Annotated in this window: 22 protein-coding genes; 20 read left to right on the top strand and 2 right to left on the bottom strand. The window is 37.2% G+C overall.

Annotated features, from left to right (window positions below):
- Window positions 1–157: 157 nt before the first annotated feature.
- On the top strand, window positions 158–334 hold the full coding sequence (locus tag ACY3XC_RS04705; protein WP_179159917.1) for a DUF2187 family protein: 177 nt from the start codon (window positions 158–160) through the stop codon (window positions 332–334).
- A 72-nt stretch (window positions 335–406) separates the two neighbouring features.
- Here ACY3XC_RS04705 and ACY3XC_RS04710 read toward each other — a convergent pair whose 3' ends face one another.
- On the bottom strand, window positions 407–595 hold the full coding sequence (locus ACY3XC_RS04710; protein WP_221826203.1) for a hypothetical protein: 189 nt from the start codon (window positions 593–595) through the stop codon (window positions 407–409).
- 158 nt (window positions 596–753) lie between these two features.
- Between ACY3XC_RS04710 and ACY3XC_RS04715 the strand changes: the two genes are divergently transcribed.
- The 9 genes from ACY3XC_RS04715 to ACY3XC_RS04755 all read left to right on the top strand — a co-directional run bounded on the left by ACY3XC_RS04715 (window position 754) and on the right by ACY3XC_RS04755 (window position 8,261).
- The gene (locus ACY3XC_RS04715; RefSeq protein ID WP_221826201.1) at window positions 754–909 is read left to right on the top strand and encodes a hypothetical protein; all 156 of its coding nucleotides are present in this window, start codon (window positions 754–756) and stop codon (window positions 907–909) included.
- Between the two features lie 253 nt (window positions 910–1,162).
- On the top strand, window positions 1,163–2,293 hold the full coding sequence (locus tag ACY3XC_RS04720; RefSeq protein ID WP_464867494.1) for a GerAB/ArcD/ProY family transporter: 1,131 nt from the start codon (window positions 1,163–1,165) through the stop codon (window positions 2,291–2,293).
- Window positions 2,259–3,719: a spore germination protein gene (locus ACY3XC_RS04725; RefSeq protein ID WP_464867495.1), complete on the top strand. Its 1,461-nt coding sequence runs from the start codon at window positions 2,259–2,261 to the stop codon at window positions 3,717–3,719. Before ACY3XC_RS04720 ends, ACY3XC_RS04725 begins: the two co-directional genes overlap by 35 nt.
- Complete coding sequence (locus tag ACY3XC_RS04730) at window positions 3,716–4,873, top strand: Ger(x)C family spore germination protein (RefSeq protein WP_464867496.1); 1,158 nt, start codon at window positions 3,716–3,718, stop codon at window positions 4,871–4,873. The genes ACY3XC_RS04725 and ACY3XC_RS04730 overlap by 4 nt, the downstream gene beginning before the upstream one ends.
- Before the next feature lie 266 nt (window positions 4,874–5,139).
- The gene (locus ACY3XC_RS04735; RefSeq protein WP_464867497.1) at window positions 5,140–5,283 is read left to right on the top strand and encodes a hypothetical protein; all 144 of its coding nucleotides are present in this window, start codon (window positions 5,140–5,142) and stop codon (window positions 5,281–5,283) included.
- 212 nt (window positions 5,284–5,495) lie between these two features.
- The gene (locus ACY3XC_RS04740; protein ID WP_464867498.1) at window positions 5,496–6,554 is read left to right on the top strand and encodes an LLM class flavin-dependent oxidoreductase; all 1,059 of its coding nucleotides are present in this window, start codon (window positions 5,496–5,498) and stop codon (window positions 6,552–6,554) included.
- A 331-nt stretch (window positions 6,555–6,885) separates the two neighbouring features.
- Entirely contained in the window at window positions 6,886–7,008 is a 123-nt protein-coding gene (locus ACY3XC_RS04745) for a hypothetical protein (RefSeq protein ID WP_256989183.1), read from the top strand.
- Window positions 7,009–7,044: 36 nt separating this feature from the next.
- Window positions 7,045–7,602, top strand: a complete 558-nt coding sequence (locus tag ACY3XC_RS04750; protein ID WP_464867499.1) for a cysteine hydrolase family protein — start codon at window positions 7,045–7,047, stop codon at window positions 7,600–7,602.
- 146 nt (window positions 7,603–7,748) lie between these two features.
- On the top strand, window positions 7,749–8,261 hold the full coding sequence (locus tag ACY3XC_RS04755) for a CBO0543 family protein (protein ID WP_464867500.1): 513 nt from the start codon (window positions 7,749–7,751) through the stop codon (window positions 8,259–8,261).
- Window positions 8,262–8,409: 148 nt separating this feature from the next.
- Here the strand turns inward: ACY3XC_RS04755 and ACY3XC_RS04760 are convergent, their stop codons facing one another.
- Window positions 8,410–9,831, bottom strand: a complete 1,422-nt coding sequence (locus tag ACY3XC_RS04760) for a Na+/H+ antiporter NhaC family protein (protein ID WP_464867501.1) — start codon at window positions 9,829–9,831, stop codon at window positions 8,410–8,412.
- A gap of 148 nt (window positions 9,832–9,979) precedes the next feature.
- Between ACY3XC_RS04760 and ACY3XC_RS04765 the strand changes: the two genes are divergently transcribed.
- The 10 genes from ACY3XC_RS04765 (at window position 9,980) to ACY3XC_RS04810 (ending at window position 21,031) form a co-directional block, all read left to right on the top strand.
- Window positions 9,980–10,417 (top strand): MarR family winged helix-turn-helix transcriptional regulator, encoded by a 438-nt coding sequence (locus ACY3XC_RS04765; protein WP_464867502.1) that lies wholly within the window; start codon window positions 9,980–9,982, stop codon window positions 10,415–10,417.
- Between the two features lie 28 nt (window positions 10,418–10,445).
- Window positions 10,446–11,207, top strand: a complete 762-nt coding sequence (locus ACY3XC_RS04770; RefSeq protein ID WP_464867503.1) for a TerC family protein — start codon at window positions 10,446–10,448, stop codon at window positions 11,205–11,207.
- 230 nt (window positions 11,208–11,437) lie between these two features.
- Entirely contained in the window at window positions 11,438–12,367 is a 930-nt protein-coding gene (gene rarD / locus ACY3XC_RS04775; protein WP_464867504.1) for an EamA family transporter RarD, read from the top strand.
- A 470-nt stretch (window positions 12,368–12,837) separates the two neighbouring features.
- Window positions 12,838–13,656 carry an enoyl-CoA hydratase/isomerase family protein gene (locus ACY3XC_RS04780; RefSeq protein ID WP_464867505.1) on the top strand — a complete coding sequence of 273 codons (819 nt, stop codon included), beginning with the start codon at window positions 12,838–12,840 and terminating at the stop codon, window positions 13,654–13,656.
- A 37-nt stretch (window positions 13,657–13,693) separates the two neighbouring features.
- Entirely contained in the window at window positions 13,694–14,845 is a 1,152-nt protein-coding gene (locus tag ACY3XC_RS04785) for an acyl-CoA dehydrogenase family protein (protein WP_464867506.1), read from the top strand.
- Window positions 14,845–15,933, top strand: a complete 1,089-nt coding sequence (locus tag ACY3XC_RS04790) for an acyl-CoA dehydrogenase family protein (protein WP_464867507.1) — start codon at window positions 14,845–14,847, stop codon at window positions 15,931–15,933. Before ACY3XC_RS04785 ends, ACY3XC_RS04790 begins: the two co-directional genes overlap by 1 nt.
- 165 nt (window positions 15,934–16,098) lie before the next feature.
- The gene (locus ACY3XC_RS04795) at window positions 16,099–17,190 is read left to right on the top strand and encodes an SDR family oxidoreductase (RefSeq protein WP_464867508.1); all 1,092 of its coding nucleotides are present in this window, start codon (window positions 16,099–16,101) and stop codon (window positions 17,188–17,190) included.
- A gap of 78 nt (window positions 17,191–17,268) precedes the next feature.
- Window positions 17,269–18,549: an acetyl-CoA hydrolase/transferase family protein gene (locus ACY3XC_RS04800; protein ID WP_464867509.1), complete on the top strand. Its 1,281-nt coding sequence runs from the start codon at window positions 17,269–17,271 to the stop codon at window positions 18,547–18,549.
- Between the two features lie 2 nt (window positions 18,550–18,551).
- Complete coding sequence (locus ACY3XC_RS04805) at window positions 18,552–19,358, top strand: enoyl-CoA hydratase/isomerase family protein (protein ID WP_464867510.1); 807 nt, start codon at window positions 18,552–18,554, stop codon at window positions 19,356–19,358.
- A gap of 53 nt (window positions 19,359–19,411) precedes the next feature.
- Window positions 19,412–21,031 (top strand): class I adenylate-forming enzyme family protein, encoded by a 1,620-nt coding sequence (locus ACY3XC_RS04810; protein WP_464867511.1) that lies wholly within the window; start codon window positions 19,412–19,414, stop codon window positions 21,029–21,031.
- Window positions 21,032–21,038: the final 7 nt, after the last annotated feature.

The raw sequence follows: 21,038 nt of genomic DNA on the forward strand, positions 1-21,038 counted from the left end.
TAAGTGCACTGGCTGTTTTTTTTCTAACTCTTACTATTATCATCCTACCGTTTTTTTCGATTTTATAAAAATCAATTACCCCGAAATAGATGAATAAGCACTGGCAAACAAGTATTTTATCATGTATTTTTGGAAAATATATAGTCGAGGTGATAGAATGGCTAATGCTAAAGTTGGCGATAAGATTTCCTTTAAACGGGAGGGAAATCCTTTCGAAGGTATTGTTACTGGCGTAAGGGAAAATTCTGTTATGGTTCAATATGGTGTATCGAAAGAAAAGGATGAACCCCTGATCACGATTGTAAACCATAAAAATTACAAAATTACAAAATAATAAGCAACTAAAATGATAATACTTCCAGCGATAAAAAAATCCCTTCATAAAGGGATTTTTTGCTTTTTTTCTTTAATCATGATTACGTTGACCTTTTCCATTGCCAGTTAAATTGTTTGCAGCATTTTTAGCCGCATCTACAGCATTCATAGCGACATTCTCCGTGGTTTCCAAGGCACTATGAAGAGTGTGAAAGGCAGCACCTGCTGTTTCTTTAATACCTTCTGCAACACCTTTGTTGTTTTGCTTTTGGTTAGACATCCTGTTTCACCTCCTAAACAGCAATAGGTTATGTATTTTGGATTAGACTATACAGTCTTATTGCTGGAAATAAGCATCGAATAAAATATTTCCATTTAGCTCAATCATATTTAAGGGAATAGTAAAGATGAAAATATAATGTAATTGGAGGTATCAGGATGGAAGAGATGAAAAAGATGGAAAAGTTGCTTCGGGATTATGGGTATCCTGAAAAAGCAATTCCACGTTTAATGAGAGAGATAAGTTCAATGAACTATGAAAAGGTGAAAAAGCTAATCCTGCCGTATAACGATATGACAGCTGGAAGGTCTTAAAAAAATCTATAATTAATCATAATTATATTATGTTAACTTGACAAAGGAATCCATCCAAAAAGCTTATTTTTTGGATGGATAGATAAAAGTTTGAAAACAAGCCAGTTCCATTTGAACTGGCTTGTTTTCATTATGCCTGCTCCGGATTCCATAACTTATGCAAAGACGCTACTATGGACTCATTCCAGTAAAAACATATATTTCAAATTTTTGGTGAATAATAGTAGCAAAATGATGAAATTCGGTGGTCCTCATGCAAAGTTTAATAAAAATCTTAGTTCCACGGCAACTATTCTTATTGCTGATTCTTTCAACAGGATTACTAAATCATGTCATCTTGATACCTAATCTTCTTCAGGCAGCAGGCAGGGATAGTTGGGTAAGCGTTATTGTTGCATATCCTATTTCTCTTATATTCCTTTGGCTAATCTATTTTATTGTTAAAAATAGTCCTAATGAAGGGTTCTTTTCAATGATAGCACAACGTCTAGGAAAGGGTTTTTCCATCCTATTCTCTATTCCGGTCATGCTATTCTTATTCCTTAGCGCTTTTATTACATTAAGGGACTTAATGATATGGTTAAAAGCTTATTTTCTTGGTGAGACGGCTGTTTTTGTCATTAGTTTTATCCTGATTTTAGCATGTTTCTTAGTAACTCTTGCTGGTGTCAAATCAATGGCAATCTCGAGCGGTTTGTTACTCCCCCTAGTTATGTTATTAGGAATATTTATTGCACTTACAAATACTACGGTTAAGGATCCGCATCTCTTATTTCCTATTCTGGCGGATGGATATGTTCCTGTTTTGAAAGGAGTAATCTATGTACTTTCCGGACTTCTTGAAATTTACATCGTGATATTGTTACAGCCATTCTCCCAGGAACAAATAAAATTTAAGCATTTGTTTATTTTATTGACTGCCTTAACAGGCTTAATATTTGGCCCACTTTCTGCTGCAATCATGGAGTTTGGCCCAGCTGAAGCTGCCCATTTTAGGTATCCAGCATATGAACAGTGGCGTGTATTAAGCATAGGGGAGTATATTTCTCATTTAGATTTTTTCGCTTTATATCAATGGCTTGCTGGAGCATTAATTCGTATCGGTTTATTCATGTATCTTTTAGGCACATTTTTCTCCAAGAAAATGAAACATTACAGACTAAATCCGAAACTAGTTGGTGTCATCTATCTTATATTATTCGGACTGATGTTATTAAAAGTAGAATCTTATTATTTTTATTTTGCCATCTATAAATATTTTTTACCTGTCTGTATGATATTTTTCCTTCTTCAAATCCTGTTATCAGCATTGATTGTTTCAGTATTAAAGAAAAGGGATGAAAAACAACATGGGAAAAACAATAAGCTCGAATCCCCTACGTAATGGAAGGTATAAGGAAAAAGGCGAAGAATTAAAAAAGCGATTTATGAAAAGTGATGACCTGCTTTGTAAAGTGCACCAATCTGATAAAGAACCATTTGAAATGATTTTTTTTGAAAGCTTAATTGACAGTCATTATTTAGATCAATATATTTTGCCAAAACTTGGATTACATCAGCAAGGTACTGTCGAAAATAAGCTTAAATCTTTCTTTCAAGCAGAAGAGGTTATCTCTAAATCATTAGATGAATTATCTGATTTGCTTTTTGAAGGAAACGTACTATTCGTATTGGGGAATGCACTCTTAAGTATTAAAGCAGGTGATTTACCTAAACGGACACCTGAAGAATCAGCTCTCGAGACATCTATTAGAGGCCCAAAGGATGGATTTGTAGAGGATATAAAAACCAATATCTCCCTAATCCGCCGAAGACTTAACACCGAGTCATTATGTTTAGAGAAATACACGATTGGTAAAAGAAGTAGAACAAAAGTGGTTCTCATCTATATAGAAGATTTAATTGATCAGAGAGTACTAGATGAAATCCATACAAGATTAGATAAAGTAGAACTAGATATATTGACTAGCATTTACGAGCTTGAAGCGTATGTTAGAGACAGGCCGTATTCAATTTTCCCAAGTATGGATTATACCGGGAGGCCAGACTTTATTGTTCAGGCACTGAATCAAGGTCGATTTGCACTCTTGGTTGATGGAAATCCCAATGTCATTTTGGCTCCAGTGCATTTATTATTGCAGATCAAATCACCTGAGGACACTTACATCAGTTATGCATATGTTTCATTAGAAAGAATTATCAGGTTGTTGGGTGTAATTATATCTGCTTTTTTACCTGGGGCATGGATTGCCTTTTCTGCCTTTAATATAGAACAAGTTCCATATTTACTTGTTGCGACTATTTCAGTCTCGCGTTTTGGACTGCCCTTATCAACTCCCATAGAAATGTTTATTGTTCTTTTTTTGTTTGAACTATTTAATGAAGCAGGCGTACGTCTGCCAAGAGCCATTGGTCAAACCGTAGCTGTGTTAGGAGGGTTAATTGTAGGGGACGCAGCCATACGTGCTGGCTTAACCTCACCTACGATGCTGGTAGTGGCAGCTATTACCTATATTTCTTCTTTTACCTTGGTGAATCAAAACTTAAGCACAGCGATTACAATCTTACGATTCGTTATAATTTTATTAAGTACTTTTTTTGGATTGTTTGGCGTCATTGTTAGTTTTATTTTAACAACCTTTTATTTTTCCACCATTTCATCCTTTGGAGCTCCATATATAGGAGCAGTTTCATCTATCAGTGTGAATGAATTTATCAAATCATTGTTCATGGCTCCACGTCAATTCTATAAATCGCGAACAACCAACACAAGCCCAGATGATCCAACAAGGGGTGGAGACCAATCATGAGAAGGATGTGGATTATACCCTTTATCACTGGATGTTTAATGCTTACTGGTTGTTCAGGTTTAAAAAATATTCAAGATTTAACATATATAGTGGCAATCGGACTGGATTATGATGAAGAAAAGCAGGAATATACCGCCTATCTTCAAGGCTTAAATTTCGCTAATGTTGCGAAGCAAGAGGGAGCTAAACCTATTGAACCCATCCCAATTTTTATCGCTTCAGCAACTGGAGAAACACTAAATTTAGCAGTAAGTAAGCTATATAAAAAGTCAGAGCCTCCTGTTTTTTTCGGCCATGTAGAAACACTTGTCTTGAGTAAAAGACTCATCAAGCACCGCTTTAGAGAAGTAATTGAGGAAGTAGGCAGAAATCGGTCGTTACGGCACACGATGCGACTCATAACAACTGAAGAAAAGATACCAGATATTTTTAATATCAAAGCATTATTTAATTATCCAGCCGTTTATACGGTTCTCTATAAAAAAAATTCCGACGAAATGTTTCAGGATGAAATAAAGCCAACAAGGTTAATGCATTTTTTAAGAGAATTTTATGAGCCGATGGGGGTGGCGAAACTGCCTTCTGTAAAGATTGATCATGATACCTGGAAGGCTGAAAAAGACTATCCAGTGTTATATTTTGATGGATATGCTATTTTTCAAAAGCAAAAGTTTATGAAACACCTTTCGATGAATGACGCTGTTTATATTAATTGGCTGTTAGAAAAGCGTGTCTCTATAGATCAAAAAGTGGAAGAAGATGAACAGCTTGTAGCTGCAGTTAAGCTTGGTTCGCCAAAAATGAAGATAAAATACGTCAAAGGAAAGACTTCACCAAAGTTTTCGATAGAAATTTCTACACAAGCAGATTTGCTAGAAAAGATAAAAGATATTCCCATAGACGAATTAATCAAATTAATTGAAGCAGATATTAAAACGAAAGTAATGAGAATCTATAATGATGGTCTGGAAAAAAATACAGATATATTAAACGTGGGTGAAAAATGGTATCGAGAACACCCGCAGCAGTATCAAAAGTTAATGAAAACTTCAACCTTTTATTTAGATAAGAACTCCTTAAAAAACGTAAAGGTGGACGTAGAGATATTCCATTTTAATTCCTATAAATATGAAGAGAAAAGCTTTGGTGAGTAGTAGAAAAAGGCTGTTTTAGCATTGATTGTTGTTTTTTGAACAGATTTAATTTTAGGAGGCTGATTCAGACACGGTAGCTCTTGAATTCACCTACCTTGTCTGAATACCCCCTTGATTTGGACGCGGTTGCCTTAGGAATCAGCCAACCAGTCTGAATGCAGCCTTGTATCTCCTCCTCATAGTTATAATCATTTTTTAGTAGAATAAGAAATAACTAGATTAATAACTAGATAAAGGCTTATCTTCGAAAAGGAATGGATGACCGAATGCAAAAAATTTACTTAGATTACAATGCAAGCACACCATTGGCACCTGAAGTGGGAAAATGGACTTCGCGCAAGAACGGAAAATACGGTATTGGCTGTTGGATTAGGGAAAGCATGAGAAATCGCTTGTCATCAATTAGGTAATAATCTTAAGGAATTGACAGCATATCTACTTTTTCAGCTTTTAGCCATACTTTTACTTTGAAGGTCTACATAAGGAAAGTAATTAACTGCTGTTTTTATACTTCAAATAAAATATAGGAAGGATACGAAGTGCCAATTTCTTGTTAAATTTTAAATGATTGTTAAGATAATGATAAGATTAAACAGTTTAAATGTTAGTAGGAGGGCTATTTGTGGAAATAGGGTTAAGCACGTTTGTAGAAACAACACCGGATGTTGAGACCGGTAAAGTCATAAGTCATGCACAACGAATTCGTGAAGTGGTGGAGGAAATTGTATTAGCAGATCAAGTAGGGCTGGATGTCTTTGGAGTAGGGGAGCATCATCGCGAGGATTATGCCGCGTCCTCTCCTGCTGTTGTGCTGGCTGCCGCGGCATCACAAACAAACAGAATTCGTTTGACCAGTGCGGTTACGGTTCTATCTTCTGCCGATCCAGTGCGAGTATTTCAGGATTTTGCAACGCTTGATGCTATCTCAAATGGACGTGCGGAAATCATGGCTGGCCGGGGATCCTTCATCGAATCCTTTCCTTTGTTTGGATACGATTTAAAGGACTATGATCAGTTATTCGAAGAGAAGCTGGATCTACTTTTAAAAATAACGAAGTCAGAGAAGGTAACTTGGCAAGGTGAACATCGGGCAGCTATCAATAATTTGGGTATATATCCAAGACCAGTTCAGGATCCGCTGCCAGTATGGATAGGCAGTGGCGGCAATCAGGAATCTGTCATCCGTGCAGGCCTGCTTGGATTGCCACTTGTACTTGCCATCATTGGTGGAAGTCCACAGCATTTTGCACCGCTTGTACATCTTTATAAGAAAGCAGCAGAACACGCTGGCCATGACGCTTCAAAACTGCCAATTGCTTCGCATTCACATGGATTTGTTGGAGAAAGTACAGAGGAAGCTGCAGCGAAGTTTTTCCCTTCAACTCAACAGGCCATGAATAAACTAGGGCGAGAGCGTGGATGGGGAAGATATGATCAAACAACCTTTGACTCTGCTCGTAGTCTACACGGGGCTTTGTATGTGGGAGATCCGCATTCGGTTGCTGAAAAAATCATTAACCTGCGAAAGAATGTTGGAGTCACACGCTTTATGCTTCACTGTCCAGTTGGAACCATGCCTCATGAAGATGTCATGAGATCGATCGAACTGCTGGGAAAAGAAGTGGCACCGATTGTTCGTGAGGAAGTGGCTAAGTGGGAAAAGGAAAACGAAGGAAAGTAGTAGAAAATTTAACGATTTGTTAGGAATTGTATCCGAAAATCGTCCAAGAGTAATAGTTGGATTACAATAGCGGGTGGATGGTTACCAAAAATCAAAAAGATACATAATTTGGGTTACAATTCGTGGTGAATTGTGACCCAATTTCGGTAAGAATCATGCTTTCAGTAATGATCATGTCAGTTGAAATTAGAATGAAATAATATAAGCTTGATTCGAACAATACTTATTTAAACATCTCTGCTATGTCATAAATATTTTTTTAAAAAAGGATTGCTATGATAGTCTGTGGAAGTATATATCAGAATATTATGTTTTTAGAGGAGAGGGTGTATTGGTAGATTACTTTGGAGAATTATGCACAAATGTATACGAAAGTGATAAATACCTTGCAGGTGAAAAGGTATTGAAGTTTTATCTATTATTTGTTAAACATAAAGCCATGAAAGTAATTTGAGTGTTAGATAATATTGTAATGAGAGGAGTTGCGCCAGTGAATCAAGCTTTGCTTGTTATTGATGCCCAGCAGGAATTAATAGAAGGAAATGAATCTGATAGTAGTGTTTTTAAAAAAGAGGAACTCTTGAACAATATTAACTTGGTTATTGATAAGGCAAAAGAATCTGATGCATTAGTTGTTTTTGTAAGAGATAAAGATGTGGCTGACGGTGAAGGTGAAGGGTTTCAAGTCCACCAGAAAATTAAGGTCCCACCGTCATCAATGATTTTTGATAAAAAAGCTACCAATTCATTCTATGGCACACCTTTGCTTGATTATTTGAAAGAACATGCAATCGAACACCTTGTTATTATGGGATGTCAAACTGAATACTGTATTGATTCGGCAGTGAGAACCGCTACAATCAATGGGTTTGATGTAACTTTAGCAGCAGATGGTCATTCTACAAAAGACTCAACCGTCCTAACTGCTGTACAAATCATAGACCATCATAATAAAACATTGCATGGGCATTACAATGTCGACAATTTTGCAGTGGTTCGAAAAAGTGAAGAAAACTTGTTTGAACCCATTCATAATAATTACCGATAAAAATGATAGTCTATATCTGTCATAAGCCGTAAGAAGCAAAAGTAATAGGTCAACAAATTGTTGGTCTATTTTTGTGTGCTGAAATAGACTTTGGGGTTTAATATTTACTATTATTGGAAAACTACCGGTAAGGTAGGTGTTCGGTTATGGTAGCAATTATTCTCTCTATTTCATGGATTATCGCTGCAATGAAATTTGGAGATCGTGATTGGAGAAAATATTATCCTTCTATGTTATTTGCTGCGCTTGGGAATGCTTTGTATGAAGTCCTTTGTTATAAATTTCAATTGTGGAAAATGGAACCAAATGGGGTAGGTTACTCAATGATCCCTATGTTGTTGCTTATTCTACTTGGTATGCCATTATCAACATGGGTCTTTTTATCTAAATATCCATATAAATCAGGTATATACAAGCAGGGCATTTATATTTCATTTTTTATTTTAGTATTTATTGTTTTAGAGTATGTATCTGTTAGATTAGGCGCAATTTCTTATCACAACGGGTGGAATCTCGGATGGTCACTATTATTTGTGGTAGTCATGTTTATGGTCATTCGATTGCATTTTTCAAGACCAATTTTGGCATTAATAGTTTCGATTCCCTTTTCCCTTTTTTTATGTATGATTTTCGAAGTTACCTTGGATAAAATGAAGTAAGCAAATACAACCATTCGATTTATTATGTATTAAATAGTAAAACAACAGATATTCCGTTTGTCAATATTCCCTTTTTCTTGATAGATAATAAAAACACGAGTGGATGCAGCCGCTCGTGTTTATTTATCGAGTAATTTTGTGTAGCTATCTAAATAAAGAAGGCAACTACAAGATAGCAAGCGATTGAAATAATTCCGCCAATTACGGAAACCTTCAATTTATATCGAGCATACTCAACAATCGGTAAATCCATTATGGAAGCTGTCGTTATGGTGGTGTCGCCCAATGGGGAAGCCAACGCCCCGAAGGCTCCACTTGCGAAAACGGCACCAACCGTTAATGGGATGGAAGCACCGGTCGATACCGCTAATGAAACACCTAGTGGCATAAACAATCCCCAAGTCCCCCACGAGGATCCGATAAAATAGCCAACAACCGAGCCAAGCAGAAAGATGGTGGCAGGGGTTAACCAAGCTGGTAAGAATGCCCCTAAAGTTGAGCTAATAAAGGTAGAAAAACCAAGATCCTCGGCTGAAAGGGTTAATGACCAAATCAGCACGAGCAAGCTAATTGCCTCCATCATCTGATTCCCGCCATCATAAAAATGATACAACAGCTCACTAAGATGTTGCCGTCTGATAATATAAAAAGTAAATGATAGGATGAGAGTGATAAAGACAGCTAAAAGCATAACAAAAGTGGCGTCTGCAATCGAAAAAGCATTAAAAACTGTTTTTGCTCCTTTACTTCTCCCATCCTGCCACAACAGAAACAGAGAAAATCCTAGTAATAAAAAGACAGGGACAATCAAGTTCCACGGCTGAGCTTTCACCATGGATAATTCTTTTTTGATACCAACGCGGTGAAATTCATGCTCCTCTTCTTCCAGCTGCTCTTGGATTCCTTTTACATTTGTATTCCTAGTACCACGGTTCCATATTGTTTGGATTAATCCAATAACAAGCGTAATGATCGCAAAAAAGTTAAACAGGATACTCAATAAGAATACTTCGTAGGGTGACATTCCAAAATCCAAGTCGCGGATACTGCCTTCTACTAAAGAAACCATGAAGCCCACAAATGCGGTCGCGACTGGTAAAAGGACAATGACTGATTCAGTAGAAATATCCATCGTCAGCCCAACTTTTTGCTTCGAGACGTTCATTTTTTTTGCAAGGGATTTGACAACGGGACCAATCATCATAATCCGAAACATAGGCATCATAAAGGTAAAAGGGAGGGTGAGCCAAATCAGCCCCAGCAGTCCGCGCTCACTTTTAATCTTTGTCCCCACCCATTCTGAAAAACCTTTAATCCCTCCAGAAATGTTCATCATCCCCACAAGACCGCCAAATAAATATAGAAACCCAATGATTTTTATGTTGGTTTCATCCGACAGAGTAGTCACCATATAAGTAACACTTTGAATGGTTCCATCTAATATATTCGAAGTAAATATCAATGAGCCTGCGACAAGACCGACCACAAGACCAGGTAAGATATTTTTTAGCCAAATCGACATGGCGATAACGATTAGAAAGGGCACGAGAGAAAGCCAAGTATGTTCCAATGTTATTCCTCCTCTTACGGAATATCATTATTGTTTGAACTACTTCTAATAAATACTCATTTAAAAAACGATTTGATATTATTAAGTATATAATTTATAATATATATAAATCATATATATTATAAATTATATATAAAAGGAGGTACCCATGGATGTAATCGATTTTAAAAATATCCTTTGGAGCTATACCAGGCAAATAAATGAAAGAACTAATAATTTAATTATCACTCTATGTGAACACAATGGGATAACTACATTGCAAGGGAGAATTCTTTTAGAAATAGATCGGCATGGTTCTCATACAATCGGCACCTTAGCCAGCCGGTTACATATTGCCGGAACCAATATTTCAACCATGTGTAAAAAGCTTGAAGGTAAAGGACTTATAGTACGTGTAAGAGATGAATTCGATGAGAGAGTGGTAAAGGTAGCTTTATCAGAAAAGGGAAAAAGTGTGGTAGAGGAAATCAATCAAGAATTAATCGAGAAGATTTCTAATTCCATTCAGGGGGAAACAGACCAATCATTGAATGAAATCATTATTGGACTCAAGAAGTTGAATGAATTGCTGGAAAAAATGGACTAAACATTAAATACAGAAGGAGAAATGGAGAATGTGGGAAGGCATTGTATCAACCTATGCGGCAATGTTAGATTGGCATATGTGGGCGGAGGTGTTAACCTCCCCAAAAGCTTGGGGGTTAATCCTTTCTCTAGCGGTACTCGAATGTATCTTATCGGCAGATAATGCGTTAGTATTGTCTGCGTTTGTTAAGCCATTGCCGAAAGAGCAGCAAAAGAAGGCATTGGTATATGGTCTCTGGGGAGCGTATATATTCCGTTTTATCTTTATCGGATTAGGAACATTTCTAATTAAACTATGGTGGATTAAATTAATCGGTGCTCTTTACCTGTTATGGCTGGCAGTTAAATTCTTTAAAGACAAACTTAGTCAAAAAGAAACAAGTAATGAAGAAGAACAAGTTCAACCAAAAGGCTGGTTAGTAAAAATATTTGGTTTCTTCTGGGCAACGGTTATTAGTGTAGAACTTATGGACCTAGCCTTTTCAGTAGATAGTATTCTGACTGCACTCGCTGTATCAGAAGAAGTGTGGGTCATCCTACTTGGAGGTATGATTGGTATTCTTCTTATGCGGGGAGTGGCAACATTCTTCATTGCATTAATGGACAGGGTACCAGAACTCGAAACAACTGCCTATATTTTAATCACCTTTATTGCGATTAAAATGGGATTAACTTTGGTTGATATTCACATTGCAAACGAAATTTTTATCGGATTCTTGGTACTATCGTTTTTGGTTACTTTTATCATCCATTACATCCGCAAATCGAGAGCAGAAAAGTATTCTCATTAAGAATTAGTGATCAACCGAAAAATGCTGCAGTTAAATTTAGCTGCAGCATTTTTCGGCTTTGATAATAAATCGCCCATCTCCCAACCATCGGGTATCGTGGTAATGGCCCAGGCAAAATTAAGTTCTATAAGAATGAATCCTACCATAAAAAGAATAGTATGATATAATTACTTGTGTTTTTTGAAGCGTATTAAACAACTATGTTAAACAGAAACTAGGTGGAAAAAGAAATGGAACGTGAAAATACAAAAGGGATTTACTATACTGCAGGCGCGTATATTTTTTGGGGAGTCTTACCGATCTATTGGAAGTTTATCGATCAAGTTTCAGCACTTGAAATTTTGGCTCATCGAGTCATTTGGTCTTTTATTTTCGTTTTACTGATCGTAGGCATTTTGAAGCGAAAACTATTAAAAAACTTTTTTCAAGTTCAAATGAGGCAGAAAAAAACTTGGGTAGGACTTTTCCTTGCTTCGCTATTAATTAGTATAAACTGGTTTGTTTATATATTTGCTGTGAATTCGAACCACATAGTTGAGGCAAGCTTAGGCTATTTTATTAACCCTCTTGTCACCGTATTGTTAGGTTTTTTTATATTAGGTGAGAAAACCAATGTGTGGCAGACAATCTCATTTGTGGTGGCCGGAATCGGTGTACTCTATATGACGCTATCACTTGGAACATTCCCATGGATTGCACTGATATTAGCCTTATCCTTTGGTTTTTATGGATTGTCAAAAAAACTAATAAAAGTAGACTCCATTTTAGGAATGCTGCTGGAAACATTGTTTATTGTACCGTTTGCTTTATTATTTTTAGCCTATTTAGGTGTAAATGGTCAGCATAGCTTCGCAACTGGTTCTCTTAAAGATGATTTATTATTACTAGGTTCAGGTATTGCTACAGCTTTGCCACTATTATGGTTTGGTATTGGGGCACAAAAGATTCCACTTTACCTTGTGGGCTTCTTACAATATATTTCACCGACCATTAGTTTATTTCTTGGAGTCCTTATTTATGGAGAATCGTTTACGAAGGACCATGCTGTAACCTTTACATTCATCTGGGTCGCATTAGGAATCTTCAGTATCTCCAATATTCGTCAGATGATTAAGAAACGAAAAATCTCAGCAGTAGCCACAAACGTGAAGAGCGTTTAGAAAAGATGTACGAAAAATGAATAAAGACTATTAAATTGTATGAAAGCATGCCAATTGTCAAATTGGCATGCTTTTTTATTTGATCACACGAAAAGTAGAGAGTAACTGATTCACTTACGGCAAATGTCGTTGCGATTTGTTATTTGTACTTTTGTGTCTATCCTAAAAAAATTGGCACGCTTCTTGCAAATAAAATAAGTAAGAGGAGATGATATATTAAAATGTAAACCTATTTACAGCATTTGAGAAAGTGACGTTTAAATCTAATTTAGTTTGATGGTGGTTTACATCCCTATTGTTAATATTAGGTTTAATCATCAAATATCAATGTAAACAAAATGTATATATCAAAATGATTTGAGGATTAAAGTGTATACATAGGGTATACAGATTGGCAATAGTAACTTCTGAATTATATAAGATAGTTATTTATTTTATAAAAATAAATTTAAATTTGGAGTGTGATGATTATGAAGGATTTAATTTTTGAAGTAAATGATGGTATAGCAACCATTACACTAAACCGCCCTGATTCATTAAATGCATTTAGTGTGGAAATGATTGAAAAGTGGATCAGGGCACTCACAGAAGTTCGGGACAATGATCAAATCAGGGTGTTGGTGTTAACTGGAAATGGAAAAGCCTTTTGTGCTGGCGGAGATATTAAGGCATTAAAAAATAACGAGGGTTTTTTAAATAAGGAGGGTCATAAGGATATAGATCTTTCTTCTACAGGACTAAATCGAAAAAATAGCTTGTGGAAGTATGTGCAGAGAATTCCGTTATTAATGGAAGAAATTGATAAACCAACTATTGCTGCCATCAATGGAGATGCTATTGGTGCAGGATTAGATATGACTTTACAATGTGACATTCGAATTACATCTGATATAGCACGATTCGGCGAAGGCTATGTAAAATTAGGGCTTGTTCCGGGAGATGGCGGCGGATACTTCCTGCCAAGAATTATTGGATTGGATAAAGCGCTTGAAATGCTGTGGACGGGAAAAATTATAGGTGCTGAAGAAGCAAAAAATATCGGCCTTGTAACACATGTGTATCCACATGAACAATTTTTAGTGGAAGCTTATACGTTGGCGGAGAAATTTGCAAGAGGACCTCAGCAAGCCATTCGTCTTATTAAAAGGACGGTTCAACAAGGATTAAAAACAGATTTAAGAACATCACTTGACAGTGTTTCTACCTTTATGGCACTTGTTACGGAGCACGCTGATTATCATGAGGGTCTAAATGCAATTATTGAAAAAAGAAAACCAAATTTCGAATAAAGATGATTCATCTTTAATAGAAGGGAGTTAAGTAAAATTGAAAATCCTTAATTTACCAGCAGTGAAGCTACCACAAGATGCTGAGAAACTTAGATTTGAGGTTCGAGAATTCCTGGAGGAGGAATTGTTAGCAGGTACTTTTCAGCCTCGTTGTGATTCCTGGCTAGGGAGTTATTCTGCAGAATTCAGTAAGAAATTAGGAGATAAAGGCTGGTTAGGAATGACTTGGCCGAAAAAGTATGGCGGACATGAGCGTTCTTCGTTGGAGCGCTTTGTTCTTACAGAAGAACTTTTAGCTGCTGGGGCACCGGTTTCAGCTCATTGGTTTGCGGACCGTCAAACAGGACCGCTTCTATTAAAATATGGAACTGAACAACAGCGCATGGCTTTCCTTCCAAAAATGGCCAAAGGTGAATTGTTTTTTGCGATTGGTTTAAGTGAGCCAAACTCAGGGTCAGATTTAGCATCCATTTCTACAAGAGCAAAAAAAGTTGGAGATAAGTGGGTGATTAATGGAAGCAAGATTTGGTCAAGTGGTGCACATCATGCCCATTTTATGGTTGTATTACTTAGGACATCACCGCTTGAAGAAGGGAAAAAACATTCAGGATTAAGTCAAATGATCGTAGACATTTCTTTGCCTGGGGTGACCATCCGTCCGATTCATTTAATGACGGGTGAACATCATTTTAATGAAGTCATATTCGAGGATGTTGAAATTTCAGAAGATATGCTTGTGGGTAATTTAGGTGACGGATGGAAACAAAGTATGGCCGAGTTAGCATACGAACGAAGCGGACCAGAACGGATTCTGAGTACCTACCCGTTACTTCAAGAATTGCTGCTCACGATTGAAAATAGTCCTAACCTCCATGCCAAAAATAAAATTGGTCGATTAGTTGCAAGGCTTTGGACCTTACGACAGATGTCATTGGGAGTTGCCAGTTTACTAGAGGAAGGAAAGTCACCAGATATTGAAGCGGCGTTAGTAAAAGATTTAGGGACAGAATTTGAAAAGGAAGTCATTGAAGTTACGAGAGATCTAGTTTCAATTCGGCCTTCCGTAAAGTCGAAAATCAGGCTTGAGGTATTATTAGCGCAGTCGATTTTACATGCACCTGGATTTACACTTCGCGGCGGCACAACTGAAATCTTACGAAGCGTCATTGCAAAGGGGTTGGGAGTTTAATGAGCGATATTCGAAAAATGATAGTTGAAACGGCTAATAAAGTTTTTAAAGACCTCTGTACAAAAGAGTTAGTAATGGAAGCAGAAAGAGAGATCTGGCCTTTGGAATTATGGGATGTATTGAGTGAAACAGGGATGACCTTAGCAGGAATTCCTGAGAATGCAGGCGGGGTAGGAGGAGATGTTGGTGATTTCCTAAGTCTATTAAAAATCGCAGGCAAATATTCCGCTCCCATTCCATTAGGTGAAACATTTATTGCCAATTGGCTAATGAGTTCTTCAGGGAAGTCCGTATTTAATGATCCGGTCACGGTTGCTCCAGTTCGAAAAGAAGATTCATTAAATTTCACTCAAACACCTGAAGGATTTGTTGTTTTTGGGAAAGTAAGAGTTATACCTTGGGCACGCAGTGTTAAGGAAATTGTCCTTTTTGGTAAAACAGAGGATGGAAAATCGATTGTTTCGTCGACCCTGCTTGAAAATTGTCAAATCAATAAAGGTGAAAATCTCGCAGGTGAACCAAGGGACGAAGTGATTTTAGATCACATCTTTATTCCAAACGAAAACGTAACAATCAACCCAAAGGTAAAAGAAGAGGACTATTGGAACATTAGTACCCTAACACGAATCGTCCTTATGGCAGGAGCGCTAGAAAAAGTATTAGAATTATCCCTTGCATATGTGAATGAAAGAATACAGTTTGGCAGACCGATTGGAAAATTCCAAGCTATTAAACAACAATTAGCAGTTATGGCTGGTGAAGTAGTCGCATCAAGTACAGCTTCTGGTGCCGCTGTGGAGGCATTTTGCAATGGAAGATTAAAAAATGAATTGGCAATGGCTAAAATTCAAGTTGGCGAAGCAGTTACAATTGTGACTAAAATTGCTCATCAGGTTCATGGGGCCATGGGCTTTACAGACGAACATCCGCTTCATCTCAGTACAAGGAGACTTTGGTCGTGGCAAGATGAGTACGGAACGGAAAGTGAATGGGCTGAACTAGTGGGTGAGGAAGTATTGGCAAATGGATCTTATAACTTATGGCCATTGATTACATCATCGTTATCCATACAAAATGTAGTAAAATAATCCTATTCTTTTTGTTTTAACAGGTAATCCGACTAAAAATGTCGAAATGTTCCAAAGGTTTGAATAGTAAGAATTATCACTAAATAAAAGTTCTTATAAATGTCCTTATACCGATTGCTTCATGTAGAGGTTTAATCTTATGCATCTTCTGCTAAGGAGGAATAAATGGATAATCCTAAAAAGGTTTTAGTAGTTGGTGCCTCAGGGCTTGTCGGAAATGCTGTTATGAAGCACTTTGCCAACCATCAAAATATGAGTGTGATAGCAGTATCCCGCAGAAGACCTGCAAATTGTTATGGTGCAAAGTTTGTTTCTGTGGACTTAACAAATGAAAAGGAATGCGCTGAAGTATTCGGAAAAATGACTGATATCACTCATATTGTTTATGCTGCTCTTTATGAAAAACAGAATCTAACCACAGGATGGCTGGAGCAGGATCAAATTCTAATAAATGAAAAGATGCTATCTAACTTTTTTGAACCATTGGAGAGGGCGACTGCAGATACATTAACACATGTTACTTTATTACAGGGAACAAAAGCATATGGGGGACATGTCCGCCCCATAAAGGTGCCTGCACGTGAAGGAAAGTCTGATGCACGTGATATCCCAAATTTTTATTGGGTACAAGAGGATTATATTAAGAAAAAGCACCGAGGTAAGAATTGGAATTGGACCATTTTTCGACCGCAAATTATCTTCGGAGAGTCCATTGGCAGTGCGATGAATCTAATCCCTGCTCTTGGTGTCTATGGAGCCCTTCTTAAAGAGGAAGGAAAACCATTGTACTATCCAGGACAGGAAACATCTCTAATGGAGGCTGTTGACGCTGATTTACTAGCAAACGCAATCGAATGGGCAGGGAAAACAGAAACAGCTAACAATGAAACCTTTAACATAACCAATGGAGATGTAATGGTGATGAAAAACCTTTGGCCTGCGATTGCAGAGGCACTTGGTATGGAACCTGGGGAAACCGTTCCCATTTCATTGGCTGAGGAAATGCCGAAAAGGGCAGCCGAATGGGATCAAATCCGTGCTAAATACAATCTCAATGCTCCAAACTTAACAGAATTTGTCGGGAAATCGTTTCAATTTGCCGATCGATACCTTAATCAATTGCACCATCCACTCCTAGTGTCAACGATTAAACTTCGTCAGGCTGGGTTTTATGAAGTAATTGACACGGAATGGATGATAAATAAGTGGTTTAAAATCTTCCAAGAAAAAAAGTTATTCCCTTCATCAATAAATTAAGCAGGCTATATTACGAGCGGGTAAAAGTAGACCACATTTCAAAACCATAAACAGATTTAGTCTAATTTCAGGGGGGTGATGAAATTCAAGATGTGGGAGAGATATTACGAATCTAGAAAAGTGACAGCAGAACAAGCTATTAGTACGATTCAATCCAACCAATCGATATTAATTGCACCTCTTAGTAACGAGCCGCAAACATTAGTGGAACAATTAGTGGAACAGAGACATCGGATACAAAACGCTACTATTTACACAATGGTACAAGGGAGTCAGTGTATTTTCGCAAAAAGAGAATGCTTACCGTATTTTAAGATCAGAACTTTCTTGTCATCACCATTATTGCAAACTGCTTTCAAACATGGTGAATGTGATTATATCCCGATGAATATGTCTAAAATTCCAGAATGGATCAAGCAAAAAGAAAATGATACTGTTCTGATTCAAATATCACCGCCGAATGAAAAAGGGTTTTGCTGCCTTGGAATTTCTGTAGATTATATCAAGACAGCCATTCAATACGGAAAAAACATTATTGCAGAAGTAAACAGCAATGTACCTTGGACATTTGGGGATACAACCATCCATGTAAATGAGATTGATGCTTTTGTTTTGACATCAAGACCACTGCTTGAAATGCCGCTTAAACCACTTACAGAAGTAGAACGGAAAATAGGAGAAAATGTCGCGGAGATTATTCCAAATAAATCTACCTTTCAAATAGGAATCGGTAACATTTCTGAAAGTGTACTGCTGAATATGGAGAACAAAAAAGACTTAGGTATTCATACCGGCACCTTTACCGATGGAATCATCAAATTAATTGAAAAAGGTGTAATAACGAACAAATACAAGAACTTGAATAAAGGAAAAATTATCGCAACCAATATTGCTGGCACAAAAAAGTTATACGACTTTGTTCATAATAATCCTTTAATAGAACTACACCCTGTAGATTATACTCATCACATTAGTACTATATCAAAAATTGATAACTTTTATTCTATCAATTCAGCTTTAGAGGTGGATATAACCGGACAAATTAACGCCGAAAAATATAGTTCCTATCCAATCGCTGGCGTGGGAGGGCAAATGGATTTTATTAAAGGCTCTCAGGCATCTCTTGGTGGCAAATCCATCATTGCCTTGCCATCAACAGCAAAAAATAATTCCATATCAAGAATAACAAATAAAGTTGCCTATGTAACATCCCTAAAAACGGATATCGATTATGTCGTGACTGAGTATGGTGTTGCACACCTTTTCGGAAAATCCCTTAATGAAAGATTCGATGAACTTATTTCAATCGCCCATCCGATTTTTAGGAAAGATTTAAGGGCTGCTACATTGAAGGTTTAGATGTGGAAGAAAGGAAAGTGGTCTATTTGGAAGATACTCGAAGTGTGAAATATGAATGTAACGATGGAATAGCAATTATTACTTTAAATGAACCCGAATCCCTCAATGCTCTTTCCCATAACATAAAGAACCAATTAATGGAATGGATTGATTTAGTTGAAGCGGACCCTGAGGTGAAAATTGTTGTCATCACTGGAACAGGAAAAGCATTTTCTGCAGGTGGTGATGTAAGAGGGATGGGGAAGAGGACAACCATTGAGTCTGTAGAAAAAATTACAAACACGACTAAGATCATCATGAGGATTTCAGAGTTACAAAAGCCTGTGATAGCAGCAGTAAATGGATATGCAATGGGCGCAGGATTTAGCTTAGCTCTGGCTGCAGATATTATCATCGCACAGAATAATTCAAAATTTGGTTTAAGTTTTTCTAAGGTTGGGCTCATTCCAGATTGCGGACTGTTACACTTTTTACCGAAAATAGTCGGTCCATGGAAAGCAAAGGAATGGATCTTTTCAGGGACAGTGTTATCGGCGGAGGATGCCGTTCAATATGGAATTGTAAATCGGGTTGTAGAAGAGGGAGAAGCACTTAACGAAGCGATAAGTTTTGCAGAAGAATTAGCTAATGGTCCCATTCAAACAATGGTCTTTGTGAAGTCGATTATGGAAAAGTCTCAAAACCAGGATTTAAGATCAACGATCCAATATGAAAATTATGCTCAAGCTATTCTCCAACAAACAGAGGACCATTTGGAAGCAGTTCAAGCCTTTAAAGAGAAAAGAAAACCGAACTTTATTGGGAAGTAAGAAAAAAGTAAATGATAGTGACATAGTATTCTAGTTTAGGAGGTGTAGTTTCAATGTCAGGTAAAGCGCTTACTCAAAATGAAACGATATACGAACGAGATTTAATAGTCTATCAAAATGCATGCCAAAACCTGAATGAAGTATTAAAAAATTCCGTGGATAGGTTCCCAGAGCGAGAAATACTCGTTTATGAAGAAAAAAGGATCACGTACCGTGAATTTTATGTGTTGGTTTTGAAAATGGCTGCGAATTTACAACATCGCTACCAATTCAAAAAGGGCGACCGTCTTGCCATTTTGTCAAATAACACTATCGAATTCTGTATTAGTGTATTTGCTGCTTCCTACCTTGGAGGAATCGTGGTACCGCTTAACACCCGACTACGCCCCTCAGAATTACAGTTTATGTTGAAGAATTCAGGAACAAATGTATTGATTGTAGAGGATGCCCTCCTAGAAACTGCAGAGGAATCCCTTAAATTAGCGAATCTCAACGTTAAAGTATTCGTTTCCGGAGGGCTTCCGCAAAAGAAAAGGAACTTCTGGCTGTCATTTGATTGTTTATTAGAGGAAAACCAGCCCGCACAAATGACTGAAGTAAAAAGAACCGACCCGTTATTCATTATGTATACATCCGGAACTACAGGATTACCAAAAGGTGCACTAGGAACACACCTGGGTATCACCCAGAATGTAGTCAATTTTAGTTTGAACCTAGAAACGGATGAAAGAGACCGCACCTTAATTAATATCCCTTTATTTCATGTGTCTGGTTTGATTGCAGGATTTAGTCATATGGTTTCCGTCGGAGGAACATCGGTATTGATGTACACCTATAAAACTAAAAATTTCCTGGAACTGCTCGATCAAGAAAAAATTACTTACATTAATACAGTGCCGACGATATTTGTTTTCCTCTTAAACTACCCTGAAAGGGACCGGTATGACTTAAGTAATTTAAGATTAGCTGTAACTGGCGGGGCACCTATGGCAGTCAGCACCATTCAGCAATTGATGAGTCTTTATCCCAATATGAATTTTATCAATAATTATGGTGCAACGGAATGCACGGGGTCTTGTACGTTTTCGAAGCCAAAGTCAGCCATAACAAAACCTGATTCAGTGGGAATGCTGACAAAAATTATTGATTGGAAAATTGTGAATGACGAAGGTGTAGAACTGGGGCCAAAACAAATCGGTGAGTTATGCATAAAAGGTCCGACCGTTATTCCTGAATATTGGAATAACCCTGAGGCAACTAATAAAGAATTTGTGGATAATGGGTACTGGAAATCAGGAGATATTGGCTATGTGGACGACGAAGGATACTTTTTTCTGCTTGATCGCAAGAAAAGTATGATTAATCGCGGTGGCGAGAATATCTATACGGCAGAAATTGAAAATGTCCTGTTTAATCATCCAAGTGTTTTAGAAGCAGCTGTTGTAGGCATACCAGACAAAGTTTTTGGAGAAGTAGTGTTAGCAGCCCTCGTCCTGAAAGAAGGACATACACTGGAAGAACAGGATGTCCGCAATTTTATTGGGAAATATCTAGCAGATTACAAAGTACCAAAGTATGTTCAGTTTCTAAAGGAGTTGCCAAGAAACCCTTCTGGAAAGGTCCTAAAGAATCATTTAAAGGAAGATTATCAAAATTGGTCAGTTAAAAATTAGTAGGGTA

This window comes from Bacillus sp. CZDM1 (genome assembly GCF_055502545.1).

Bases quoted from the DNA above. Each gene is read 5' to 3' on its own strand.
- ACY3XC_RS04705 (WP_179159917.1), top strand. From the start codon at position 158: ATGGCTAATGCTAAAGTTGGCGATAAGATTTCCTTTAAACGGGAGGGA.
- ACY3XC_RS04710 (WP_221826203.1), bottom strand. From the start codon at position 595: ATGTCTAACCAAAAGCAAAACAACAAAGGTGTTGCAGAAGGTATTAAA.
- ACY3XC_RS04715 (WP_221826201.1), top strand. From the start codon at position 754: ATGGAAGAGATGAAAAAGATGGAAAAGTTGCTTCGGGATTATGGGTAT.
- ACY3XC_RS04720 (WP_464867494.1), top strand. From the start codon at position 1,163: ATGCAAAGTTTAATAAAAATCTTAGTTCCACGGCAACTATTCTTATTG.
- ACY3XC_RS04725 (WP_464867495.1), top strand. From the start codon at position 2,259: ATGGGAAAAACAATAAGCTCGAATCCCCTACGTAATGGAAGGTATAAG.
- ACY3XC_RS04730 (WP_464867496.1), top strand. From the start codon at position 3,716: ATGAGAAGGATGTGGATTATACCCTTTATCACTGGATGTTTAATGCTT.
- ACY3XC_RS04735 (WP_464867497.1), top strand. From the start codon at position 5,140: ATGCAAAAAATTTACTTAGATTACAATGCAAGCACACCATTGGCACCT.
- ACY3XC_RS04755 (WP_464867500.1), top strand. From the start codon at position 7,749: ATGGTAGCAATTATTCTCTCTATTTCATGGATTATCGCTGCAATGAAA.
- ACY3XC_RS04765 (WP_464867502.1), top strand. From the start codon at position 9,980: ATGGATGTAATCGATTTTAAAAATATCCTTTGGAGCTATACCAGGCAA.
- ACY3XC_RS04770 (WP_464867503.1), top strand. From the start codon at position 10,446: ATGTGGGAAGGCATTGTATCAACCTATGCGGCAATGTTAGATTGGCAT.
- rarD (WP_464867504.1), top strand. From the start codon at position 11,438: ATGGAACGTGAAAATACAAAAGGGATTTACTATACTGCAGGCGCGTAT.
- ACY3XC_RS04780 (WP_464867505.1), top strand. From the start codon at position 12,838: ATGAAGGATTTAATTTTTGAAGTAAATGATGGTATAGCAACCATTACA.
- ACY3XC_RS04790 (WP_464867507.1), top strand. From the start codon at position 14,845: ATGAGCGATATTCGAAAAATGATAGTTGAAACGGCTAATAAAGTTTTT.
- ACY3XC_RS04795 (WP_464867508.1), top strand. From the start codon at position 16,099: ATGGATAATCCTAAAAAGGTTTTAGTAGTTGGTGCCTCAGGGCTTGTC.
- ACY3XC_RS04800 (WP_464867509.1), top strand. From the start codon at position 17,269: ATGAAATTCAAGATGTGGGAGAGATATTACGAATCTAGAAAAGTGACA.
- ACY3XC_RS04810 (WP_464867511.1), top strand. From the start codon at position 19,412: ATGTCAGGTAAAGCGCTTACTCAAAATGAAACGATATACGAACGAGAT.